The following is a 19,456-nucleotide window of genomic DNA, read 5'->3' as shown; positions in this document are numbered from 1 at the left end:
CCCGGTGCTTGAACCCTCACCGGGTATTGCCCAGTATCACCGGGTCAGTCCCTCGGAATTCCCGTGGTGGGATCGAGCCGTTCGGCCATGGCGGCCACCGGCACCATCACCAGCAGGGCCACGCCGCAGATCAACCACTGCTGGGGCTCCAGGGGGGCCGTGGCGAAGAAGCGGTTCATCCAGCCGAGCTGGCTGAAGCCCAGCTGCAGCACCACCGCCGTGCCGATGCCCGCCAGCAGGATCGGATTGTGGTGCCAATGGCGCCAGCCCAGCTTGCTGACCTGGCTGATGCTGACCAGATAGGCGATCTGGGCCAGCACCAGGGCCTGGATCGCCATGGTGCGGGCCAGGGGCAGGCTGTGGCCATGGGAGCGGGCCCAGAGAAATACCCCGAAGATGAAGCACCAGTAGAAGGTTGAAACCAGCACCACCTTGCGCACCAGACCCCAGCTCAGGAGGGGCTGGGCTGGGGGCCGTGGCCCTTGCCGCATCAGCCCCGGTGGCCGGGGCTCGAAGGCCAGGGGGATCGAGAGGCTCAGGGAGCAGACCATGTTCAGCCAAAGCACCTGCAGGGCTGTTACCGGCAGCTCCAGGCCCAGCACCGCCCCCAGCAGGATTGTCATCGAGGCACCGCCGTTCACCGGCAGCACGAAGGCCAGGGCCTTGTGCAGGTTGAGGTAAACGGCCCGGCCCTCCTCCACGGCCGCTTCGATCGTGGCGAAGTTGTCGTCGGTCAGCAGCATGTCGGCCGCTTCCCGGGCCACCTCGGTGCCCCCCTTGCCCATGGCAATGCCGATGTCGGCCTGTTTGAGGGCCGGGGCGTCGTTGACGCCATCGCCGGTCATGGCCACCACGGCCCCATCGGCCTGGAGGGCCCGCACCAGGGCCAGCTTCTGGGCGGGTGCCACCCGGGCAAACACGTCGTTGTGGCGGACGCAGTCGACCAGCTCAGCCGGGCTGAGCCTGGCCAGGCTGCGGCCATCGATGGCCCCCAGGCTGCCCACTCCATCTCCCAGGCCTAGCTGGAGGGCGATGGAGCGGGCGGTTTCGAGGTGGTCGCCCGTGACCATCTTCACCCTGATTCCCGCGCCCTGGCAGGCGGCCACGGCCCGGATCGCCTCGGGGCGGGGGGGATCGAGCATGCCCTGCAGACCCAGAAAATCCAGCCCCCGCTCGATCTGGCTGGGCTTCAGCTGGTTGGGATCCCCATCGGCCTGCCCGATGGCGAAGGCCAGCACCCGCTGGCCCCGGCCGGCCATGGTCGCCACCGCGGCGGTGATGCGCTCGCCTTCCAGGGGCTCGGCCTGGCCGCTCGGGTTCAGCTGGCGGCTGCAGCGGGCCAGCACCACTTCCACCGAGCCCTTGACCAGGATGCGGTCGCTGCCGTGCAGGGTGGCCATGTATTGCTGTTTTGACTCAAAAGGAATGGCATCCCGACGGGGGTGGCGCTCGAGGGCCTGCTGCCGGTCCAGGCCAGCCGTTGCGGCGGCCTGGAGCAGGGCCGTTTCGGTGGGATCCCCCACCAGCCCCTCCTGCTGGCTGGGCCGGGCGTCGCTGCAGAGCAGGCCTGCCAGCAGGGTTTCTTCCAGGGCCCGATTGCTGGCCAGGAGATCACCGTCACTGCCATTGCCTGGCCAGAGCGCCTCGATCGGCACCAGGGCGCCGCCGGCATAGATCTCCTGCACCGTCATCCGGTTCTGGGTGAGGGTGCCGGTCTTGTCTGAGCAGATCACGGTGGTGCTGCCCAGGGCTTCCACCGCCGGCAGCTTGCGGATGATCGCGTTGCGGCGGGCCATCCGGTTCACGCCGATCGCCAGGGTGATCGTCACGATCGCCGGCAGCTCCTCCGGAATCGCCCCAACCGCCAGGGCCACCGCCCCGTCAAACATCTCGACCCCATCGCGGCCGCGCAGCAGACCCACCAAGAAGGTGAGGCCGGCCAGCACCAGCACCAGCTGCAGCAGGGTGTGGCTGAAGCGGCGGAACTTGCGGGTTAGGGGCGTGCTCAGGCTGACCTGCTGTTGCAGGGAGCTCGAGATCTGGCCCACTTCGGTGGCGGCACCGGTGGCTACCACCAGGCCCAGGCCCAGGCCGCTGGTCACCAGGCTGCCGGCATAGGCCATGCCGATCCGCTCTGCCAGGGGAGTGCTCTTGGCAACGGCTGCGCTGTCTTTCGCCGCCGGCAGGGATTCGCCGGTGAGGCTCGATTCATCCAGCTGCAGGTTGCGGGCCTGGAGCAGGCGCATATCCGCCGGCACCTTGTTGCCCGCCTCCAGGCGCACCAGGTCGCCCGGCACCAGCTGCTCGGAGGCGAGGCGATGGCGCCGGCCCGCGCGGATCACCTCCACTTCGGTGCGCACGGCTCGGGCCAGGGCGGCAATCGCCGTTTCGGCCCGGCTTTCCTGCACGTAGCCGATCACGGCGTTGATCAGGGTGACGCTCCAGATCACCAGCGCCTCGCCGGGTTCGTGGAGTAGCAATTTGATCCCGCCCACCGTCAGCAGGGTGTAGAGCAGGGGGTCGTGAAATTGGCCCAGGAACCGGCGCCAGGCCGGTGAGCCCCCCCCGTTGCCGAGGGCATTCGGCCCCCAAACCCCCAGGCGCCGCTCTGCCTCCTGATCGCTGAGCCCCTGGCTGGTGCTGCTGGCCAGCTCGGCTGCCAGCTCGGAGCCGGCGCGGCTGTGGACGTCAGCGGGGAGAGGGGGCACGACTGCTCTTGCGGGGTGTCAACTTTCCGGGAACAGCAGGTTGGCGAGCTCCTCGGCATCGACGTCATAGACACGGGCCAGGCTGGTTTCGATGGCGCTGGTCACTTCGCCGGGCAGGAAGCGCATGGCGTTGAGGGCGTCGTCGGCGATCTCTTCGGTGAGCAGGGTTTCGCTGCCGCCGAGCTTCTCATCGTTGATAACCGCCATCACCCAGCTCTGGTAGGCGTAGACGAGATCGCCGAACTCCAGTTCAGGATCGTTGAAGTCGAGGGCCATGGGCTGCGGCGGGCGCGGGTGGTTGCAGTCTGCCCGCGGCTGGGCAGGATGGCGGCCATGAACGCCTCCAGCCTGCAGGCCAGCTTGTTTGATTTCGCCATCGGCGAGCTGGTGCGCCAGCACCGCGAGAGCTTTCAGCCCCTGTGGAGCACAGAGAGTTGGGCCAAGCTGATGATCTGGCTGTCGCTCAACTGCGGCTGCAGCGGCGATCGTCAGGGTCTGGAAACCTTTGCGGCGGCCCTGGGATCGGTCAGTGGCCGCATGCGCCGCCTGTTCTTCGAACGGGAACTGGACGACATGGATCTCCAGGTGCTGGCCGATCCGGCCGAGCAGCAGGTGCTGGTGCTCCCCCTGCATCAAGGCAGCTCCCTGGAGCCCGCCCGGGTGGCCCAGGCCCTGGAGCGGTTGGAACTGCTGCCCCGGCTCGTGGCCCAGCCGAACCACTGGCAGCATCTTGAAGGAGTGGTGGCCATTCCCTGGCGGCATCATGACCAGCAGACACCCTGATGCAGTTGATCGCCTCCTATCGCAACGCCGGCTTTGAGGCCCTGGCCGATGGCGTGCTGGCCTTCTATGGGCGGCGCAACGATTTGCAGCGCCCCGGAGTGGCCTTCGGGCCTGGCGGCGAGCCCGCCAAGGTGTCAACCGACATCAGCCTGGTGGCGCTCGACCGCTCCGATCCCGAAGCCTTCGCCCTAGCCGATGTGATCCTGCGGGGGGTGGGCGCCGGCCTGGAGCGCTATCTGCAGGAGCGGCCCCTGTTTCGCGCCTGCTGCCCAGACCAGCAGCTGTTTATCAATCCGATCTTCAACCTGCAGCACTACGCCCCGGGCGAGGGCTTCAAGCGCTGGCACTGCGACTGGACGATCAGCGACGAGGCCACGGAACCGGTGCACCGGGTGTTGGCCTGGATCCTCTACTGCAACACGGTGCCCGAGGCCGGCACGGAGTTCCACTGGCAGGGGCACCACGAGCAGGCTGAGCGGGGCAAGCTAGTGATCTTTCCGGCCGGGCCGTCCCACATCCACCGCGGCCGGGTGAACCCCGACTGCAGCAAAACCATCGCCACTGGCTGGATCAACGCCGGCAACCTCCAGGACTTCCTCAGCCGTCTGGCGAGGGGATGACCCAGGACCAACGGGGGCTCAATCCTGGCTGGGCAGCTCCCAGGTCTTGAGCGCCCAGAGCAGCTCACCGACATCCCAGCCGAGGTTGTCGAAGTTGCGTGCCGCCAGATCGTTGTCAGCCTGGAGGAGCAGCTGAGCAAACCCCTTCACGAGGGCACCAGCTTCCACGTCCAGCCCGGCCTTCTTCGCCACCTCAGCCAGTCCGGCAGAGGTTGTCACCGTGCGCATCTGGCTCTGCAGAGCCTCATCAGCACGCACGGCAGCCAGAAGTTCTTCAACCATCAGTGATACAAAACACACCTGAAGCGTAAAGCGCTGCCATTCCGGCTCGTGTGTCGCACAACACGTGCGTAACCCAGAGGAAGGCCCGTACCATTGCCTGAAACGGTGGACAAATCGCGCCATTGAAACGTTTTGGTCATCAAGGCGCAGCCCGCAGGACTCGCTTCAGAAAAATTCGACTGGTTGCGATACAGGTTTTGATTCTATGCGCCATTAAGATCAGCATTCATTCTCTTGGGCTTGAACGGATTTCGGTAAGCCAGCTGTTTTCAGCCATGGTTGCTTCCACAGTTTTTCTGTTGGGCTTTCTATTGAGTGGGGTGCTGACAGACTTCAAGGAGAGCGAAAAGATCCCAAGCGAGCTGGCCACCACACTTGAATCCCTCTCGCTTGAAATCAAGGCGATTTCGGCCTACGCCAAGGGCGCGGATGTCGCCCCTGCCCTCTTGGCGGTGACAGATCTGGGCCAGGCCTTGATCAAGTGGCTGTTGGAATTGATCGATACCGAGGCGTTGCTCAGCTGCTTTCACCAGACCCATCACCAGGTGGTGCTTGTAGCTGTACAGATCAAGGGCGATGCTTCCACACTTCGCGGCAGGCTGATGCAGGATCTTGAAGTGGTGCTGCAAAAGATCAATCGGGTGCAGACCATCCGAGACACAGGTTTTGTTCCCCTCGTTTACTGGATGGCCTACACAGCAGCCGGGCTTCTGTTCGCTGGCCTGGTGCTGGCCAAAGCCGAAAGCCTGCCCGAGTCGGTTTTTTTCCTGGCCGTGATCTCCTTCCTGGTGATCCTGCTGCTGCGATTGATCGACGACATCGACAATCCCTTCGGTTTTTCCGATCCTGATTCCGCTGAGGATGTTTCGATTGAGCTCCTTCACGACACCGTGAATCGGCTCAAGAACTCCCTGGGTGCCCCCAGCTGAGAACGCCCAGGGGGCTCTGCAGACCTAGGTGGGGCCAGCTGGCCTCCGGAGGCGCATCAGCCCCCAGCTGAGCAGCCCCGCTTGCCCCCCCTCGATCCAATGGCCCAGGCCAGCGTCCATACGGTCGAGATAGCCGCAGTTGATCGTGGCGGCCAGTTCGTCGCGGCGACGGCGCAGTTCCTCGCGGACGCGGGTGTAATGGCTCACCAGCATATCGGTGTGGTCACTCCAGTGCTCGCAGACCAGGCCGGCCTGCTCCGCCCAGGCGCGGTAGCGGCTGGGGCTGCCCAGGTCGCCAAGGTGGATACGTTCGAGGATCGGGCGCAGCCGCACCGAGTCGACGCCGTCGGCGGCCATTGGGTCTGTGAATACAAAAGCGCCGCCGGGACGCAGCAGCCGCTTGACCTCCCGCAGCACCTCCTGGCGGTCACCGGCATGGAGAATGGCATCCTGGCTCCAGGCCAGATCGGCGCAGCCATCCTCCAGCGGGCAGGCCTCGAACGAGGCGTCGTGGACCCGGATGCGTCCCTCCAGGCCGGCGGCACGGTTGAGGGCGCGGTGTCGTCCGTTCTCCACGCTGCTGATGTTCACCGCCTCAACCCGGCAGCCCCAGCTGTTTGCCAGGCGCCGGCTGGCACCGCCGTAGCCGGCGCCAAGGTCAACCACAGTCCAATCGGGAGAGCCGCCACCGGCCAGCTCCATTAGTGTGGTCACGGTACGGGCGCTGGCCGCAGCGATCGACTCCTGCGGGTCGTGGTAGATGCCGATGTGGATGTCCTCGCCCCCCCAGATGGCGGCGTAGAAACGGTCGGCGTCGCTGCTGTCGTAATAAGCGGACGCAACGGCGGACGCCCGGGCGTTGCAGGAAGACATGGGGAATCAGATCTCGGTGAGGTCGGTCTCGAAGCGGTAGGCCTTCTCGGCGATGTGCACGTAGAAGTCAGGATCGTCGTGGCTTGAGACGAAGTCGCCGTAGGTATTGATCTTCTGGAATCCCACCTCGCGCATCAGCCGCCGCACGTAGCCCCGGCGAAGCGGGAACATGTTGAGGTGATAGGCGCTGCCATCAGGGAAGGCATAACGAAAACGGGCCAAACCGTCGTCGACATGCTCGGGGCCCACCTCCACGTTCTTGCCGCAATAGACACCGCTCCTACCGGAGCGGACCGCCGCGCCGCCCTCAAGCAGGCGATCGTAGTTGCGGTGGTCGAGGATGAGTACCCCGTTGTGCCTGAGCACCGCGTAGTACTCAGCCAGGGCCTTGCGGCGGTCGCGTTCCTTGAACAGATGGGTGAAGGAGTTGCCCAGGCAGATCACAGCGTCGAACTCGCCGTGAATGTCACGGTTAAGGAAGCGCCAGTCCGCCTGCGCGGTGCGCAGCAGCAGGTCGCGATCGCGGGCGTTGCGGAACGCCTTGGCCAGCATGTTCGGGCTGCCGTCAGCGCTCACCACGTCGAATCCCTCCTCCAGCAGCCGCACTGAGTGAAACCCCGTGCCGGTAGCCACGTCGAGAACCGAGCGCACGCCACGGTCGCGCAGCTGGCGGATGAAGAAATCTCCTTCCGCCTCAGCCCGTGCCTCCCAGTCGATCAGTGCGTCCCAGCGATCGGCAAAATCTTCGATGTATTCCTGCTGGTAGTGATCGGTTTCGCGAACTTCGACCGGCGCATCGCCGAAACGCTGGGAATCGTCAAGGACCTTGCTGACCTTGGAAACAGTTGGTGGCATCTACACACGATCGTTACGACAACGGGCTAAGCGAAGCGGGTGGGTCACCCCCCAACGGCTCAAGCCCCTTGGTCCGACCCTAACGAGATGGGTCGCGATGCGCAGCCCGCAGGGCCGATTGTGTTACGGCCGAGCCGCCTCGGCCACTACCGCAGGGACCGTCTGCATAGGCTTGGTAGCGGTAAGCGGCCGCTCGACCGCGCCGAGGCGACGTCTGGAGTAAGGCCTGGATGGGGGATGCAATCGTCGTCGACCATCTCACGAAGCTGTTCGGAGAGCGGTCGGCCGAGGTGCTTCCCAGGCTCAGGCAGAGCCTGACAAACACCGAGATCCGTGGCCGCTACGGCGTCAGTGTCGCCGTGCGCGATGTCAGCTTCCGGGTGCGCCAAGGGGAGATCTTTGTGGTGATGGGGCTTTCCGGCTCCGGCAAGTCGACCCTGGTGCGGCTGCTGAACGGCCTGATCACCGCCACTGCCGGCGAGGTATGCATCGGCGGACGGGCCGTCACCGCCATGAAAGGCACCGAGCTGGTGCGCTTTCGAAGGACCACCACGGCAATGGTGTTCCAGTCCTTCGCCCTCTTCCCTCACCTCAGCGCTCTCGAGAACGCCGCCTTCGGGCTCAGCATCGCCGGGCGACCCCGGACCGAAGCGGTGCGCCGGGCCAGGGCCGCCCTCAAGCAGGTGGGCCTGGAGGGGGATGCCGGCCGGCTGCCCGCCGAGCTCTCCGGCGGCATGCGCCAGCGGGTCGGGCTAGCCCGCGCCCTGGCGATGGATCCCCCCGTGCTGCTGATGGACGAGGCCTTCTCTGCCCTTGATCCGCTGATCCGCCGCGGTCTCCAGGAGGAGCTGCTGGAGCTGCAGCGGCAACGACCGCGCACGATCGTCTTCATCTCCCACGACCTCGACGAGGCCATCCGACTCGGCGATCGCATCGCTCTGATGGAGGGAGGGCGGATTCTGCAGGTGGGGACACCTCGCCAGCTGCTACGCGACCCCGCGGACGAGCACGTGCGCCGCTTCTTCCGCGATGTGGATACAGCCCAGGTGCTCACTGTGGCGGACCTGGCCGAGCCGCCCGGGCTGGTGCTCGATCCGCGGCGCCCCCCTGATCCGGCCCAGCTGCGGCGGGCGACGGCAGCCGACGGCGTCGCGTACCTGGTGGAGGGCGACCAGCGCTACCGCGGCCTGCTGGGACGAGAGCAGCTCATGGCGGTGCCCCCCTGGCCGCCTACGGAGACGCCGCCCCCGGGCCCAACCCTGGCGGCCGCCACCACAGTGGAGGAGGCGATCCCAGTGGTGGCGGGGGCCCCGTACCCGGTGCCCGTGCTCGGGGAGCGCAGTCGCTTCCTGGGCGTTGTCTCCGCCCGCAGGTTGCTGCGAAGCCTGGCCTGATGCCACTGGTCGATGCCCTGCCGATGCCGGCGCAGCTGCCGGGCCGCCTGCCGCTCGGGTCCGCAGCGGAGCCCGTGGTGGTCTGGCTGCTGGAGCACGCCCAGCCCCTGTTCAACGGCGTCTTCGCCCTGGTGGACGGCCTCACTCAGGCGGTGGAGAGCCTCCTGCTGCTGCCGCCGCCCTGGCTGGCCTGCCTGCTGATCTTTCTGCTGGGGATCTGGCGCCTCGGTGCGGGCTTCGGTCTTGCCGCCCTGCTCGCCCTGGCCTTGGTGGTGGGCCTGGGCCTGTGGTCGCCGATGGTCGCCACCCTTGCTCTGGTGCTCTCGGCCACCGCGATCTGCGTGCTGCTTGGGTTCCCGCTGGGGATCCTGGCGGCCCGCAGCGAGCGGGCCTGGGGCCTGCTACGGCCGCTGCTCGACCTGATGCAGACGATGCCGGCCTTCGTCTACCTGATCCCGGCGGTGATGTTCTTCGGCACTGGCAAGGTTCCGGGCACGATCGCCACGGTGATTTTTGCGATGCCTCCGGCGGTGCGCCTCACCCGTCTGGGGATCCAGGAGGTATCGGCGGATCTGATTGAGGCCGGGCTCGCCTTCGGCTGCACCCCTGGCCAGCTCCTGCGCCGGGTGCAGATCCCGGCGGCGTTGCCGACGTTGATGACAGGTCTTAACCAGACGATCATGCTTGCCCTCTCGATGGTGGTGATCGCCTCGATGATCGGCGCCGGCGGCCTTGGCGACATGGTGCTGCGCGGCATCCAGCAGCTCGACTTGGGGCTCGGGATCGAGGGGGGGCTCGCCGTGGTGATCCTGGCGGTGCTGCTCGATCGCCTCGGCCAGAGCTTCGCCTGCCGACCTCGCAGTATGGGCCAGCGGCTGAGGGAGCTGGCCCGGCTCTGGGGAGTGTGGCGATGAGAACCACCCCCCAGGGCCGCTGGCTCGCCCGCCTTCGGGGCCTGGCCGCTCTGGGCCTGGCCTGCTTAGCGATGGCCTATGTGGTGCGACTCGGCGACGACGCCCCAGTCGCTGGTGCCGTTGGAGGAGCCGCCACCACGACGGCGGGGAGCGGCGGCGTGGGCAGGGCCAGCCGGATGCGACTCGGCTGGACGTCCTGGGCCGACGCCGAAGTTGTGAGCCTGCTGGTTGAGCGGCTGCTGGAGCGGCGACTCGGGCTGGACGTGGAGCGGGTGATGGCTGACATCGGCATCCAGTACGAGGGGGTGGCACGCGGCCACCTTGACCTGATGCTGATGGCCTGGCTGCCCGAAACCCATCGCAGCTATTGGAATCGGGTACGCACGCGGGTGGTCGACCTCGGACCGATTTACACCGGCAGACTGGGTTGGGTCGTGCCCGAGCGGATCCCGGCAGCGCAGCTGGGTTCGATCGAGGACCTGCGGGACCCCGCCGTAGCGGCTCGGCTGGGAGGGCGGATCCAGGGGATCGACCCCGGTTCCGGCCTGATGCAGGCCTCGGAGCGGGCCCTGGAGGCCTACGGGCTTCAGGGGGGGCTGCAGCTCGTGCCGGCCAGCGGCGCAGCGATGACCGCGGTGCTCGAACGGGCGATGCGGAGCCCCGACGCCTGGGTGGTGGTGACCGCCTGGCGGCCCCATTGGATCTTCGCCCGGCACGAGCTGCGCTTCCTCGACGACCCGCGCGGGGTGCTCGGCCGCCGCGAACGGATCCACGCCGTGGCGCGCCGGGGCTTCGACCGCGACTTCCCCGAGGTCGTTGATCTGCTGGCCCGCTTCCACCTCGAGCAGAACGAGCTGGCGGATCTGCTGCTCGCTGCCCGGGACAGCAGCCCGCGACTGGCCGTGGAGGCCTTCCTGCAAGCACATCCCCGCCGTGTCGCTTACTGGGTCAACGGTCAGCTGGAGGAGACGACGGAGGCGGCGCAAGCAGGTCCGGATGGGCCGAGCTCCCCGTCGCCACCGCCTCGCTGAAGACGGCAGTGGCATCGAACTACTGGCGAATCGAGAACCGGCGGAGGAAGCGACCGCTTCGGGCATAGCCATCAAGGAGGGTTGCGGGCGGCGTCTCGAAGAATTCAGCGTTCCGCTGCCGTTCCCTTTGAGACCATGGGAAGTCCTTCCGAACGCCACTGTGTCCCTGGCACCGCGCCCCTCAGTGACCGAGGCCCTGCCCAAGACCTACGACCCAGCGGGCACCGAGAGCCGCTGGCAGCAGGCCTGGGAGACCTCGGGAGCCTTCCACCCGGATCCTGCTGCGCAGGGTGAACCCTTCTCCGTCGTCATTCCGCCGCCGAACGTGACCGGCAGCCTGCACATGGGCCACGCCTTCAACACGGCCCTGATCGACACGATCGTGCGCTTCCAGCGCCTGCGGGGCAAAAACGTGTTGTGCCTGCCTGGCACCGACCACGCCTCGATCGCTGTGCAGACGATCCTCGAGAAGCAGCTCAAGGCTGAAGGAAAGCGCAATGAAGATCAGGGCCGCAAGGCATTCCTCGAGAAGGCCTGGGAGTGGAAGGCAGGCAGCGGCGGCACGATCGTGGGCCAGCTGCGCCGCCTGGGCTACTCGGTGGACTGGCGGCGGGAGCGCTTCACCCTCGATTCCGGCTGCAGCACCGCCGTGATCGAGGCCTTTAACCGCTTACACGAGCAGGGCCTGATCTACCGGGGCGAATACCTGGTGAACTGGTGCCCCGCCTCCGGTTCGGCGGTGAGTGATCTGGAGGTGGAGATGCAGGAGGTGGACGGCCACCTCTGGCACTTTCGCTATCCGCTCAGCAGCGGTGCCGGCTTCCTCGAGGTTGCCACCACTAGGCCCGAAACCCTGCTGGGCGACACGGCCGTGGCGGTGAACCCCAATGACCCGCGCTACTCGGCGCTGGTGGGGCAGACCCTCACCCTGCCGCTGGTGGGTCGCCAGATCCCGATCGTCGCCGACGACCACGTGGATGCCGAATTCGGCACCGGTTGTGTAAAGGTGACCCCCGCCCACGACCCCAACGACTTCGCGATCGGCCAGCGCCACGATCTGCCGCTGATCACGGTGATGGCCAAGGACGGCAGCATGAATGAGGCGGCAGGCCGCTTTGCAGGCCTGGATCGCTTCGAGGCCCGCCAGGCCGTGGTGGCGGCCATGGAGGCAGAAGGGTTCCTGGCTCGGGTGGAGCCCTACCGCCACAGCGTGCCCTTTTCCGATCGCGGCAAGGTGCCGGTGGAGCCGCTGCTTTCTACCCAGTGGTTCGTGAAAACCGAGCCCCTGGCAGCCCGTTGCCGTGAGGCCCTGGCCGCTGCCGCCGGGCCAGATCCGCGCTTTGTGCCGGAGCGCTGGGCCAAGGTGTATCGCGACTGGCTCACCGACATCCGCGACTGGTGCATATCCCGCCAGCTGTGGTGGGGCCACCGCATCCCCGCCTGGTTTGTGGTGAGCGAAACCGGCGGTGTGATTACCGACAACACGCCCTATGTGGTGGCGCGCGATGAGGCGGAAGCCATGGCGAAGGCCCGGGCCCAATTTGGCGGCGGCACTCACGCCCACCCCCTGCTGCTCGAGCAGGACCCCGACGCCCTCGATACCTGGTTCTCGAGCGGCCTCTGGCCCTTCTCGACCCTGGGCTGGCCGGACGAGCAGGCCTCCGACCTGGCCCGCTGGTATCCCACCAGCGTGCTGGTGACGGGCTTTGACATCATCTTTTTCTGGGTGGCCCGGATGACGATGCTGGCCGGCGCCTTTACGGGCCAGATGCCCTTCAAAGACGTGTACATCCACGGCCTGGTGCGGGATGAACAGAACCGCAAGATGAGCAAGTCTGCTGGCAACGGCATCGACCCGCTGCTTCTGATTGATCGTTATGGCGCCGATGCCCTGCGCTTTGCCTTAGTGCGCGAGGTGGCGGGGGCCGGTCAGGACATCCGCCTCGACTACGACCGCAAATCCGACACCTCCGCCACGGTGGAGGCCTCGCGCAACTTCGCCAACAAGCTCTGGAACGCCACCCGCTTCGCCTTGATGAACCTGGGCGGCGAGACGCCGGCCTCGCTGGGTGAGCCGGATCCAGCGGCCCTGCAGCTGGCCGACCGCTGGATCCTTTCGCGACTGGCCCGCGTCAATCTTGATACGACTGAGCGCTATGGCAACTACGGCCTGGGCGAGGCGGCCAAGGGGCTTTATGAGTTCGCCTGGAATGAGGTTTGCGACTGGTATGTGGAGCTGATCAAGCGGCGGCTCAACCCAGGTGAAAACCCGAGCCCAGCAGCTTTGGCCGACCAGCGCACCGCCCGCCAGGTGCTGGCCAAGGTGCTTGGCGAGTTGCTGGTGATGCTGCATCCGCTGATGCCGCACCTGAGTGAGGAGCTTTGGCACGGCCTCACTGGCCAGCCAGAGAGCAGCTTCCTGGCCTTGCAGCACTGGCCGGTGCTTGATCGGGCCGCTCTAGACGACCAGCTTGAGGCCCAGTTTGCCGAGCTGATCGAGGCGATTCGGGTGGTGCGCAACCTGCGGGCTTTGGCGGGGCTCAAGCCCAGCCAGAGCGCGCCGGTGACGTTTGTGACTGGTCGCGCTGAGCTGGCAGCCCTGTTGCAGGAGGCCAGCTCTGACATCACGGCCCTCACCCGAGCCGAGAGCGTGGCGGCGCTCAGCCCCGAGCAGGCCGAAGCTGCTCCGGCCGCCAAGGCCCTGGCCGGCGTGAGTGGTGAGCTGCAGGTGCTGCTGCCTATCGAGGGCCTGGTGGATCTCGACGCCCTGCGCGGCCGGCTGGAGAAGGACATCGCCAAGGCCGATAGGGAGACCAAGGGCCTGGCGAGTCGCCTCGCCAATCCCAACTTTGCAGATAAGGCCCCGCCTGAGGTGGTGCTGGAGTGCAAGGCAAACCTGGCCGAAGCCGAAGCCCAGGCGGCCCTGGCCCGCAGGCGGCTGGGGGAGTTGGGCTGACATGATCTTGCCGCCTGCCGCAAGCATGTCTCCCAAGGGGCATGGTCAAGCCCAAGCCCAAGCCCTTCAGTGCCTGGAGTTTTTTCAGCTGGATCTGGGTGCCGAGCTGGATCTTGTTGAGGCGATCGACCTCGTCTACCGGCAGAACGATCAGAGGGGTAATAGCCGAATTACCTGCAAGGACGTGCGAAACGTTCCTACTCCTCTGCTGAACCCAATTCGGAAGCAGGAGCGGCGGCTGAGCGCGCCGTTCTGGGTATGCAAAGCAGTGCCCCTGCCAATCCAAAGGCGGCACCGAAGCAGATATCGCTGAGATAGTGGCTACTGCTGCTGATCCGCTACCGCGGCATGCCCTGATGGAAAGCTCATCAATGCTGATCGGCTGTGATCGCCAGCCTCCAGCAGCTGTCGCCCGAAAGTATCGAGCACTGCGCCGGCATTCTCCAGCTGGGCAACCCGAGGCCTGACGCGGGGGATAAGGAGCTTCAGCACATCAACCACAAGGGAGCCGAGGAAAGTGCCGCCAATCAACCGCCAGGCCAGGCTTCGTTCCACCTGACGGCTCCAGTTGAGCCTGCTGCATCCCAGGGCTGCAATCAGAATCATTGCTGCCCCGGTGCCATGGCCGCAAACTCGGCGAGATGCAGGATGCGAGAGATTTTCTTGTGTAGGGGTTTATCTGCCATCCAGACGGCGAGGGGCACGTCGACCAGCAGCGCCAGGCAGCCCACCAACCATAAAATTATGGCCACAATCGCGATGTGGCCGCACAGGGTGGACTGGGACAAAATTGGCGTGAGGGGAAGCTGAAGGTTGTGGACATGGCTGAGCTTTCCTGATCCGGAGTCTCGTATGATCCGAGTCTAATCTATCAGCGGCGGGGCGGGGATTGGTTTCAATTCAGGAGCCCTAATAGTGTGTATTAGCGCCAAGTTAACGGCTTTGCCCTTTGAGTAATTGAAGCCGTTAATTTGCCCAAAAGTGTTGAGTCTGACCTCCTGAGAGAGTTGCCGCTGCAATTCATCGGCCTGCTCCAATGGCACGATGGCAATCGTCTCAGGGTTGCTGGATACATGGCTGACCACCCCATTTATATCTGTCAGCTTGGTGTCGGTCCCCAGATTGAAAACGACACTGGGTTCGTGGTACCCGGTGATAGCTACTGGTACGCTGGCAAGGCCGTGACTGTCAATAATCTTTCGCATTATTTCGGCTGGCCATAGTGATTTTAGTTGGGGAAGAGCGAGCTCAAAGATTAAGCCGAAGATGATCACGGCTGCTGCCGTTGATGCCAGTAATCTCTGTCCATCGTTCTTCAGCCGGGGAGCAAGAGCAATGGTCGCGATCCCGAGCAGGCTAACGAGGAAAGCTGGTGTTGAAATCCTGCCAGAGGACCAGATCGATACCGCAGGGAGGCCTGCCACGATAATCAAGCCTGTAAAAATCCAGGCCGCCCAGCCAATTTTCTGCGGCCACTTTGATGCCGCCAGCGCTGTTTGTTGCTGGTCTCTACTCTGGCTGAATCCGATTCCCCCAAGTAGGCATAGTGCTGGTATCAGTGGCAGCACATAGTGGGGCAGTTTGGTTGGCATGATTTCAAATAACAGCCAGGAAGGCACAAGCCACGCGATAGCAAATGTTGTTAGGCGTGGATTTCTCTCCTCGATGCTTTGGAGCCCTAGCCAGGCCTTGGGAATCAGAAGCCAGGAAACGGGCCAGAGCAGGATTGGGGTCACCAGCAGATAGGTGCCAGGGGGGGCTCCATGGGACTCCTGGGCCTCGAGAATCTTTGCGAGAAAATCGCGCCCAATAGAGTCCTGCACAAACTGGCCTTCACTGAGGCTTTGAATACTTAGTAGCCATGGCCCAACGATCAACACAGGCAACGCAAGCCAGCGCAGAGGTTGAAGCGCTCTCAGGGGCCAGAAGCTTCTTTCGGTCCAGCAGATCCACGCTAAGGTCATGGCTGCGATTGCGGGGGCAACTGGTCCCTTGATCAGTATTCCCAGGCTCAGACCTAGCCAGAAAAGCAGGCGAGCTTGCCACGATCCATTTGTGTTGCCGACGCAATACAAGCGGGCCAGGCCAACTTGCATCGTCACTATCGCGGCTAACTGCATCGCGTCGGTTTTGGCCAGATGTGCTTCCACGCTGAGCAGGAGCGTGGCGGATAGAAAAACAGCGGAAATTAGGGCATCGTGCTCACCCATCAACCTCCTGAATCCCAGGAAAAGTGCCAGCACGGCGCCAGTTGCACCGATGGCTGAAACGGCCCGGTAAGAGGCGCGTTCTGTTGGGGATATACCGATAAATTGCGCAGCCTTACTGACTCCGGCTTGCAGCCAGTAGATGCCCACAGGTTTCTTGTGGCGGGCATTGTCCTGGAATCGTATGTCGATGAAATCGCCACTTTCAACCATCTGATGGGTTGCTTGCATATAGCGCGACTCATCGCGGTCAGTGGCGGGCAGCCTGGAGAGGCCAGGAAGATAGAGGGCCAGGCATAGAGCCAGTAAAATCCAGATTTTGCGGATTTGACGGAGTCTGTTCATCGCTAGGGATATCTATTGATTTGGGTTGGGCAAAGAGACAGCTTGATGGCTGAAGAATGCTTTTTTGCTAGGAAACCTTGGTTCGATTAATATCGTTACGGTTCTTCCGCTTTTCACGCTTTGTTGATGGGTCGTCGGCCAGTTCCTTGGCCAGTTTTTTGTCGAGGGTGGGGGCGTAGAGGGCGCTTTCGCGCAGGATTGCCATGAAGGTTTCCACCTCCACGCCGGCCTGCTGCACCGCGTGCAGGGCCAGGCTGAAGCTGTGGGTGAGGCTGGCGATCAGCTGGTTGAGGGCCAGCTTGGTGTGCAGGGCAGCTCCGACATGTCCGAGATGGCGCGGTTCGCCTCCGAGGGCCATGAACACCGGCCGGGCCCGTTCGAGATCGGCCGGCTCCCCAGCACGGGGGTTCCCAGATAGCGGGCACTGCGTTGCTGCAGGGCGATCGCCAGGTCGCGGCTTTCGGCCGGCGCGATGGTCGCCATCTGTAGCACCAGCCGCCCCGGGAGGGCGGTGCCGGCCTGGTTGAGCAGCACCTCAGCGGGGATGGGGCCGTCACCTAGCACGGTGATCACGAGCTCGCCCGCGGCCACAGCCCCGGCAGGGCACGCTCCGGCCGCCGGTTCCACACGTGGAGTCGGTAGCCCCGGCCCAGCAACCGTTCGCCGATCGCCGTGCCCAACAGGCCGCTACCCACCAGGGTGATCTCCATCGTGCATGCCCTAGGTGGCAGTCAAGTTACCGGTCCAGCCTGGCCCCCTAATGTCACCCCATGGAACGATCGAGCCCGCCACCAAGCCCTGAGGAATTGGCCATCCGGCTGGATGCCGTAGACACCCGTTTGCAGCAGGTGGTTTTGCGGGTTGAGGCCCTATTTGAGCTGCTGCTGGCCAGCGGCCATGTTGGCCAGGCCGAGCTGGAGGCCAAGCTGCGGGAGATCGACCTGCGCGATGGCGTTGAGGATGGCCGCAATGTGGCGCCGGTGGTGCAGGTGTGTGGCAAATGCAGCCATCGCCAATTGGGTCAGCAACGCTTCTGCGCCCGATGCGGCAGCGACGCCCTGCAGGCGGCATGAGCCCTAAACCAGCTCAGTTGCGCCAGCGCCGGTGAACCCACCACCACTGATCCGGGTGACGCAGCACCATTTGCTCCAGGCTCGCATTGAAAAGGCGTGTATTGAGCCGGATCTCTTCCTTTGCACTGGTCGATTCAATCAGTTGTAAGGGTTCCTCAAACCGCAATACGTGGTTGCCATTTTCGTCCCTCCAGCTTGATGCTGGAATTACTGGGGCGCCTGAAGCAATCGCAATCAGGGCGAGGCTGCGAAAGGTTCCGGCCGGGTGGCCAAGGAAGTCAACCAGGATGCTGCTCTTGCCGCCAGCGTGTTGGTCGAAGGGGAAGACAACCGCATGGCCCGCCTCTAGGCAGTTCATGATTGCTTCCATCGACCCTGTTTTTGGCAGGCTCTTGAAACCGGATTTTTCAAATTGTTTATTAATCAGGGCCTCGAACCAAGCCGGCTGCAACGGTCTGCGCACAAAGTAAAAACGTCCCCTGGCTTCAGGAAAGTTGGTAACTCCGGCCGCAATGGCTGTAGTGAAGTTACCAAAATGGCCAGTCAGGATGATGGCCCCCTGGCCCTTGCTAAGGGCGGCGCCGATCAGGTCGGCATTTTCTACCCTCGCCTGGGCCATCCGCTGGGCTTGGGATAGAAACTGAAACTGGATGAACTCGATGCCGATTCTAATGAAATGGGCATAGTGGGCCTGGGCTATGGATTTAATCTGAGATTTGCTAAGTGTTCTGCCATAGACCCTTTCAAGATTGGCCAGCACCAGCTTTCGTCTGATGGGTAGAAGCCGATAGGCCAATCTGCCGATCAGGGGGGCTTTAAAGTCTTTGCTTGATGCTATTGCCGTGGCCGCAGCGTGGGCTTTGGTGTGACTCAGGCTGATTGAGATCTGCTCAAATCCATACAAATTCAGCAGGGCGTTTGCCCTTGGCGATAGGCATATAAAGGGGGCCCCGTAGCCATCATTCTCTACTGAAAAATCAGAGAGATCAATGGCTGCGGTTGCCGTTTCCAGCGGAAATAGCTTGAGGCAAGCTTCCTTCGCGGCAAAGCGAGCGGCTAGGCGCCCATAGCGGCTCTTTGATTTGCCCGCATAATCGAGTTCCTGTTGGCTAAAGATTCCCTTGAGATCTTCATTAGATGAATGATCCACCAGCTGCCGCACTCGGGCGATATCTACATGGTCAACACCACATTTGTATCTATTAGGCATTATTCATGATCTCATCGGCTGCTTGCCCGGATGATCAATGCGCTGTTCTGGCCTCCGAAGCCACGCGATAAAATTAATGCCGTATTAGAGATGGGTTCTCTGGCAACCTTCGCAATTGGCAGTTCTTGCAAGGATGGATCGATGTTGCTCAGGGGTGCGATGGCAGGCACAATTCCCCGTTGAAGTGCTGTAAGGGCAAGAACTGTATCGATACTTCCAGCGGCTGCTAAGAGGTGGCCAAATGCCCATTTGAAGCAGGTAATTGGTGGGATTTGGGTACCGAATACCCTGCGAATTGCCACGCCCTCAGAGAGATCTGATGTTCTAGTGCCGTTGCCATGGCACACAATCATTCCGATTTGCTGAGTTTCCAGGCCTGCCTGTTCCAGGGCCAGGCAAATGGCCCTGGCGACGCCATCACCATCCACTCTCACCGGCAGCAGCCCTTCGGCTTCAGAGGTACATCCCTTGCCAAGAATCTCAGCATGGATGGGAGCTGACCTCGACTCGGCCGCCTCCAGGGTTTCCAGCACTAGAGCTGCCCCGCCCTCGCCAAGGATGCAGCCAGACCGATCGGTATCAAAGGGGGTGAGCTGGGCGTCCGCAAGCAGCCCAGCCTTTTGGTAGTAGAGAACTGTTTGGGGTTCGACTGGGGCATCGTGGCCGATGGCTATGGCCCGATCGGTGTCGCCAATGCGTAGGCTTTCGAAGGCCTCGATGATTGAAAGGGACCCACTTGTGCCGTGATTTGTGATACAGGCGTTTGCTCCCTTGAGCTTATTTCTTATGCCTACATGGCATACAACGTTGTTGGGGAGGTTGCCCAGTAGCCACATTGGATTGACACTTTCGCCCAGCCTTTCGCCAATGGTCTGCATGCTGCCATTGGCTTCGCTGATCAGGGGCAAAAAATCATACTGGGTGTCATAGTAGCCGCCGCTGGTGCCTACATAAAGGCCAAATCTTTCGGCAAAACTATCGTCGTCGGCACTCGCCAGTGACTCCCGGTATGTACTGATCCCAGCAGAGTTCAGCGCTTGTTCGGCGGCATAGATGCCGACCACGTCTGTTTTCTTGATTAGCTTAAGGAGCTTTCGATCATTGATCAGTTCCCTTGGGCTGAACCCAACCACCCCGCCTAATCGGCATGGCCAATTCTCCCCGTCCCAGCCGCCTATTTCGGCGATGCTGATAGTGCCATCCAATAGGGAATCAAGGATCTGCTCAGGCTGCTTGCCAGATGCGCAGATTGCACCCAGGCCAGTGATCACAACTC

The 19,456-nt window shown here is 63.6% G+C and carries 21 protein-coding genes; 8 read left to right on the top strand and 13 right to left on the bottom strand.

The window, feature by feature from the left end; translation table 11 throughout:
• Positions 1 to 44 precede the first annotated feature (44 nt).
• On the bottom strand, positions 45 to 2,708 hold the full coding sequence (locus H8F27_RS06745) for an HAD-IC family P-type ATPase (protein ID WP_197152468.1): 2,664 nt from the start codon (positions 2,706 to 2,708) through the stop codon (positions 45 to 47).
• Positions 2,709 to 2,726: 18 nt separating this feature from the next.
• Positions 2,727 to 2,984, bottom strand: a complete 258-nt coding sequence (locus tag H8F27_RS06740; RefSeq protein ID WP_197152465.1) for a hypothetical protein — start codon at positions 2,982 to 2,984, stop codon at positions 2,727 to 2,729.
• A 48-nt stretch (positions 2,985 to 3,032) separates the two neighbouring features.
• On the opposite strand from H8F27_RS06740, the gene H8F27_RS06735 reads away from it, so the two are divergent.
• Together H8F27_RS06735 and H8F27_RS06730 are read left to right on the top strand one after the other, a co-directional pair.
• Positions 3,033 to 3,491, top strand: a complete 459-nt coding sequence (locus H8F27_RS06735; protein ID WP_197152458.1) for a protein phosphatase — start codon at positions 3,033 to 3,035, stop codon at positions 3,489 to 3,491.
• Positions 3,491 to 4,111: a 2OG-Fe(II) oxygenase gene (locus H8F27_RS06730; protein ID WP_197152456.1), complete on the top strand. Its 621-nt coding sequence runs from the start codon at positions 3,491 to 3,493 to the stop codon at positions 4,109 to 4,111. Before H8F27_RS06735 ends, H8F27_RS06730 begins: the two co-directional genes overlap by 1 nt.
• A gap of 18 nt (positions 4,112 to 4,129) precedes the next feature.
• Here H8F27_RS06730 and H8F27_RS06725 read toward each other — a convergent pair whose 3' ends face one another.
• Positions 4,130 to 4,393, bottom strand: coding sequence for a Nif11 family protein (locus tag H8F27_RS06725; RefSeq protein WP_197152454.1), 264 nt, complete (start codon positions 4,391 to 4,393; stop codon positions 4,130 to 4,132).
• Between the two features lie 122 nt (positions 4,394 to 4,515).
• Here H8F27_RS06725 and H8F27_RS06720 point away from each other — a divergent pair, with 122 nt between their 5' ends.
• Complete coding sequence (locus tag H8F27_RS06720) at positions 4,516 to 5,322, top strand: hypothetical protein (RefSeq protein ID WP_197152452.1); 807 nt, start codon at positions 4,516 to 4,518, stop codon at positions 5,320 to 5,322.
• Between the two features lie 24 nt (positions 5,323 to 5,346).
• Here H8F27_RS06720 and H8F27_RS06715 read toward each other — a convergent pair whose 3' ends face one another.
• Both H8F27_RS06715 and H8F27_RS06710 read right to left on the bottom strand, forming a co-directional pair.
• Positions 5,347 to 6,195 (bottom strand): cyclopropane-fatty-acyl-phospholipid synthase family protein, encoded by an 849-nt coding sequence (locus H8F27_RS06715; protein WP_197152450.1) that lies wholly within the window; start codon positions 6,193 to 6,195, stop codon positions 5,347 to 5,349.
• Between the two features lie 6 nt (positions 6,196 to 6,201).
• Complete coding sequence (locus H8F27_RS06710; RefSeq protein ID WP_197152448.1) at positions 6,202 to 7,050, bottom strand: class I SAM-dependent methyltransferase; 849 nt, start codon at positions 7,048 to 7,050, stop codon at positions 6,202 to 6,204.
• Positions 7,051 to 7,280: 230 nt separating this feature from the next.
• Between H8F27_RS06710 and H8F27_RS06705 the strand changes: the two genes are divergently transcribed.
• From H8F27_RS06705 to H8F27_RS06690, 4 genes are read left to right on the top strand one after another with little or no spacing between them, the layout of a single operon-like run.
• Entirely contained in the window at positions 7,281 to 8,444 is a 1,164-nt protein-coding gene (locus H8F27_RS06705; RefSeq protein WP_197152446.1) for a glycine betaine/L-proline ABC transporter ATP-binding protein, read from the top strand.
• A complete protein-coding gene (locus tag H8F27_RS06700) occupies positions 8,444 to 9,358 on the top strand; it encodes an ABC transporter permease (RefSeq protein ID WP_370594472.1) in 915 nt (304 codons plus the stop codon). The genes H8F27_RS06705 and H8F27_RS06700 overlap by 1 nt, the downstream gene beginning before the upstream one ends.
• The gene (locus H8F27_RS06695; RefSeq protein ID WP_197152444.1) at positions 9,355 to 10,389 is read left to right on the top strand and encodes a glycine betaine ABC transporter substrate-binding protein; all 1,035 of its coding nucleotides are present in this window, start codon (positions 9,355 to 9,357) and stop codon (positions 10,387 to 10,389) included. The genes H8F27_RS06700 and H8F27_RS06695 overlap by 4 nt, the downstream gene beginning before the upstream one ends.
• Positions 10,355 to 13,345: a valine--tRNA ligase gene (locus tag H8F27_RS06690; RefSeq protein ID WP_231596565.1), complete on the top strand. Its 2,991-nt coding sequence runs from the start codon at positions 10,355 to 10,357 to the stop codon at positions 13,343 to 13,345. Before H8F27_RS06695 ends, H8F27_RS06690 begins: the two co-directional genes overlap by 35 nt.
• 321 nt (positions 13,346 to 13,666) lie before the next feature.
• Here H8F27_RS06690 and H8F27_RS06685 read toward each other — a convergent pair whose 3' ends face one another.
• The 6 genes from H8F27_RS06685 to H8F27_RS17520 form a co-directional block, all read right to left on the bottom strand.
• The gene (locus H8F27_RS06685; RefSeq protein ID WP_197152442.1) at positions 13,667 to 13,951 is read right to left on the bottom strand and encodes a hypothetical protein; all 285 of its coding nucleotides are present in this window, start codon (positions 13,949 to 13,951) and stop codon (positions 13,667 to 13,669) included.
• Positions 13,948 to 14,133, bottom strand: coding sequence for a hypothetical protein (locus H8F27_RS06680; RefSeq protein WP_197152441.1), 186 nt, complete (start codon positions 14,131 to 14,133; stop codon positions 13,948 to 13,950). The genes H8F27_RS06685 and H8F27_RS06680 overlap by 4 nt, the downstream gene beginning before the upstream one ends.
• Before the next feature lie 75 nt (positions 14,134 to 14,208).
• Positions 14,209 to 15,897: a glycosyltransferase family 39 protein gene (locus H8F27_RS06675; protein ID WP_197152439.1), complete on the bottom strand. Its 1,689-nt coding sequence runs from the start codon at positions 15,895 to 15,897 to the stop codon at positions 14,209 to 14,211.
• A 67-nt stretch (positions 15,898 to 15,964) separates the two neighbouring features.
• Positions 15,965 to 16,255 (bottom strand): hypothetical protein, encoded by a 291-nt coding sequence (locus H8F27_RS17530; protein WP_231596564.1) that lies wholly within the window; start codon positions 16,253 to 16,255, stop codon positions 15,965 to 15,967.
• On the bottom strand, positions 16,177 to 16,461 hold the full coding sequence (locus tag H8F27_RS17525) for an NAD(P)-binding domain-containing protein (RefSeq protein ID WP_231596649.1): 285 nt from the start codon (positions 16,459 to 16,461) through the stop codon (positions 16,177 to 16,179). Before H8F27_RS17525 ends, H8F27_RS17530 begins: the two co-directional genes overlap by 79 nt.
• Before the next feature lie 5 nt (positions 16,462 to 16,466).
• Positions 16,467 to 16,607, bottom strand: coding sequence for a hypothetical protein (locus tag H8F27_RS17520; RefSeq protein ID WP_231596563.1), 141 nt, complete (start codon positions 16,605 to 16,607; stop codon positions 16,467 to 16,469).
• A gap of 60 nt (positions 16,608 to 16,667) precedes the next feature.
• Here H8F27_RS17520 and H8F27_RS06665 point away from each other — a divergent pair, with 60 nt between their 5' ends.
• A complete protein-coding gene (locus H8F27_RS06665) occupies positions 16,668 to 16,970 on the top strand; it encodes a hypothetical protein (protein ID WP_197152437.1) in 303 nt (100 codons plus the stop codon).
• Positions 16,971 to 16,983: 13 nt separating this feature from the next.
• Here the strand turns inward: H8F27_RS06665 and H8F27_RS06660 are convergent, their stop codons facing one another.
• Positions 16,984 to 18,180 (bottom strand): 4'-phosphopantetheinyl transferase superfamily protein, encoded by a 1,197-nt coding sequence (locus H8F27_RS06660; protein WP_255517748.1) that lies wholly within the window; start codon positions 18,178 to 18,180, stop codon positions 16,984 to 16,986.
• Between the two features lie 11 nt (positions 18,181 to 18,191).
• Complete coding sequence (locus H8F27_RS06655) at positions 18,192 to 19,451, bottom strand: beta-ketoacyl synthase (RefSeq protein WP_197152428.1); 1,260 nt, start codon at positions 19,449 to 19,451, stop codon at positions 18,192 to 18,194.
• Between the last annotated feature and the right edge of the window lie 5 nt (positions 19,452 to 19,456).

It is taken from the genome of Synechococcus sp. CBW1108 (assembly GCF_015840335.1).
GTDB lineage: Bacteria > Cyanobacteriota > Cyanobacteriia > PCC-6307 > Cyanobiaceae > Cyanobium_A.
Note: the sequence above shows the minus strand (reverse complement) of the source record. Positions and strands in the feature narration are given on the sequence as shown.

Bases quoted from the DNA above. Each gene is read 5' to 3' on its own strand.
- H8F27_RS17520 (WP_231596563.1), bottom strand. From the start codon at position 16,607: ATGGAGATCACCCTGGTGGGTAGCGGCCTGTTGGGCACGGCGATCGGC.
- H8F27_RS06725 (WP_197152454.1), bottom strand. From the start codon at position 4,393: ATGGTTGAAGAACTTCTGGCTGCCGTGCGTGCTGATGAGGCTCTGCAG.
- H8F27_RS06715 (WP_197152450.1), bottom strand. From the start codon at position 6,195: ATGTCTTCCTGCAACGCCCGGGCGTCCGCCGTTGCGTCCGCTTATTAC.
- H8F27_RS06740 (WP_197152465.1), bottom strand. From the start codon at position 2,984: ATGGCCCTCGACTTCAACGATCCTGAACTGGAGTTCGGCGATCTCGTC.
- H8F27_RS06665 (WP_197152437.1), top strand. From the start codon at position 16,668: ATGGAACGATCGAGCCCGCCACCAAGCCCTGAGGAATTGGCCATCCGG.
- H8F27_RS17530 (WP_231596564.1), bottom strand. From the start codon at position 16,255: ATGGCCCTCGGAGGCGAACCGCGCCATCTCGGACATGTCGGAGCTGCC.
- H8F27_RS06710 (WP_197152448.1), bottom strand. From the start codon at position 7,050: ATGCCACCAACTGTTTCCAAGGTCAGCAAGGTCCTTGACGATTCCCAG.
- H8F27_RS06730 (WP_197152456.1), top strand. From the start codon at position 3,491: ATGCAGTTGATCGCCTCCTATCGCAACGCCGGCTTTGAGGCCCTGGCC.
- H8F27_RS06675 (WP_197152439.1), bottom strand. From the start codon at position 15,897: ATGAACAGACTCCGTCAAATCCGCAAAATCTGGATTTTACTGGCTCTA.
- H8F27_RS06660 (WP_255517748.1), bottom strand. From the start codon at position 18,180: ATGCCTAATAGATACAAATGTGGTGTTGACCATGTAGATATCGCCCGA.
- H8F27_RS06700 (WP_370594472.1), top strand. From the start codon at position 8,444: ATGCCACTGGTCGATGCCCTGCCGATGCCGGCGCAGCTGCCGGGCCGC.
- H8F27_RS06705 (WP_197152446.1), top strand. From the start codon at position 7,281: ATGGGGGATGCAATCGTCGTCGACCATCTCACGAAGCTGTTCGGAGAG.
- H8F27_RS06695 (WP_197152444.1), top strand. From the start codon at position 9,355: ATGAGAACCACCCCCCAGGGCCGCTGGCTCGCCCGCCTTCGGGGCCTG.
- H8F27_RS06685 (WP_197152442.1), bottom strand. From the start codon at position 13,951: ATGATTCTGATTGCAGCCCTGGGATGCAGCAGGCTCAACTGGAGCCGT.
- H8F27_RS06690 (WP_231596565.1), top strand. From the start codon at position 10,355: ATGGGCCGAGCTCCCCGTCGCCACCGCCTCGCTGAAGACGGCAGTGGC.
- H8F27_RS06735 (WP_197152458.1), top strand. From the start codon at position 3,033: ATGGCGGCCATGAACGCCTCCAGCCTGCAGGCCAGCTTGTTTGATTTC.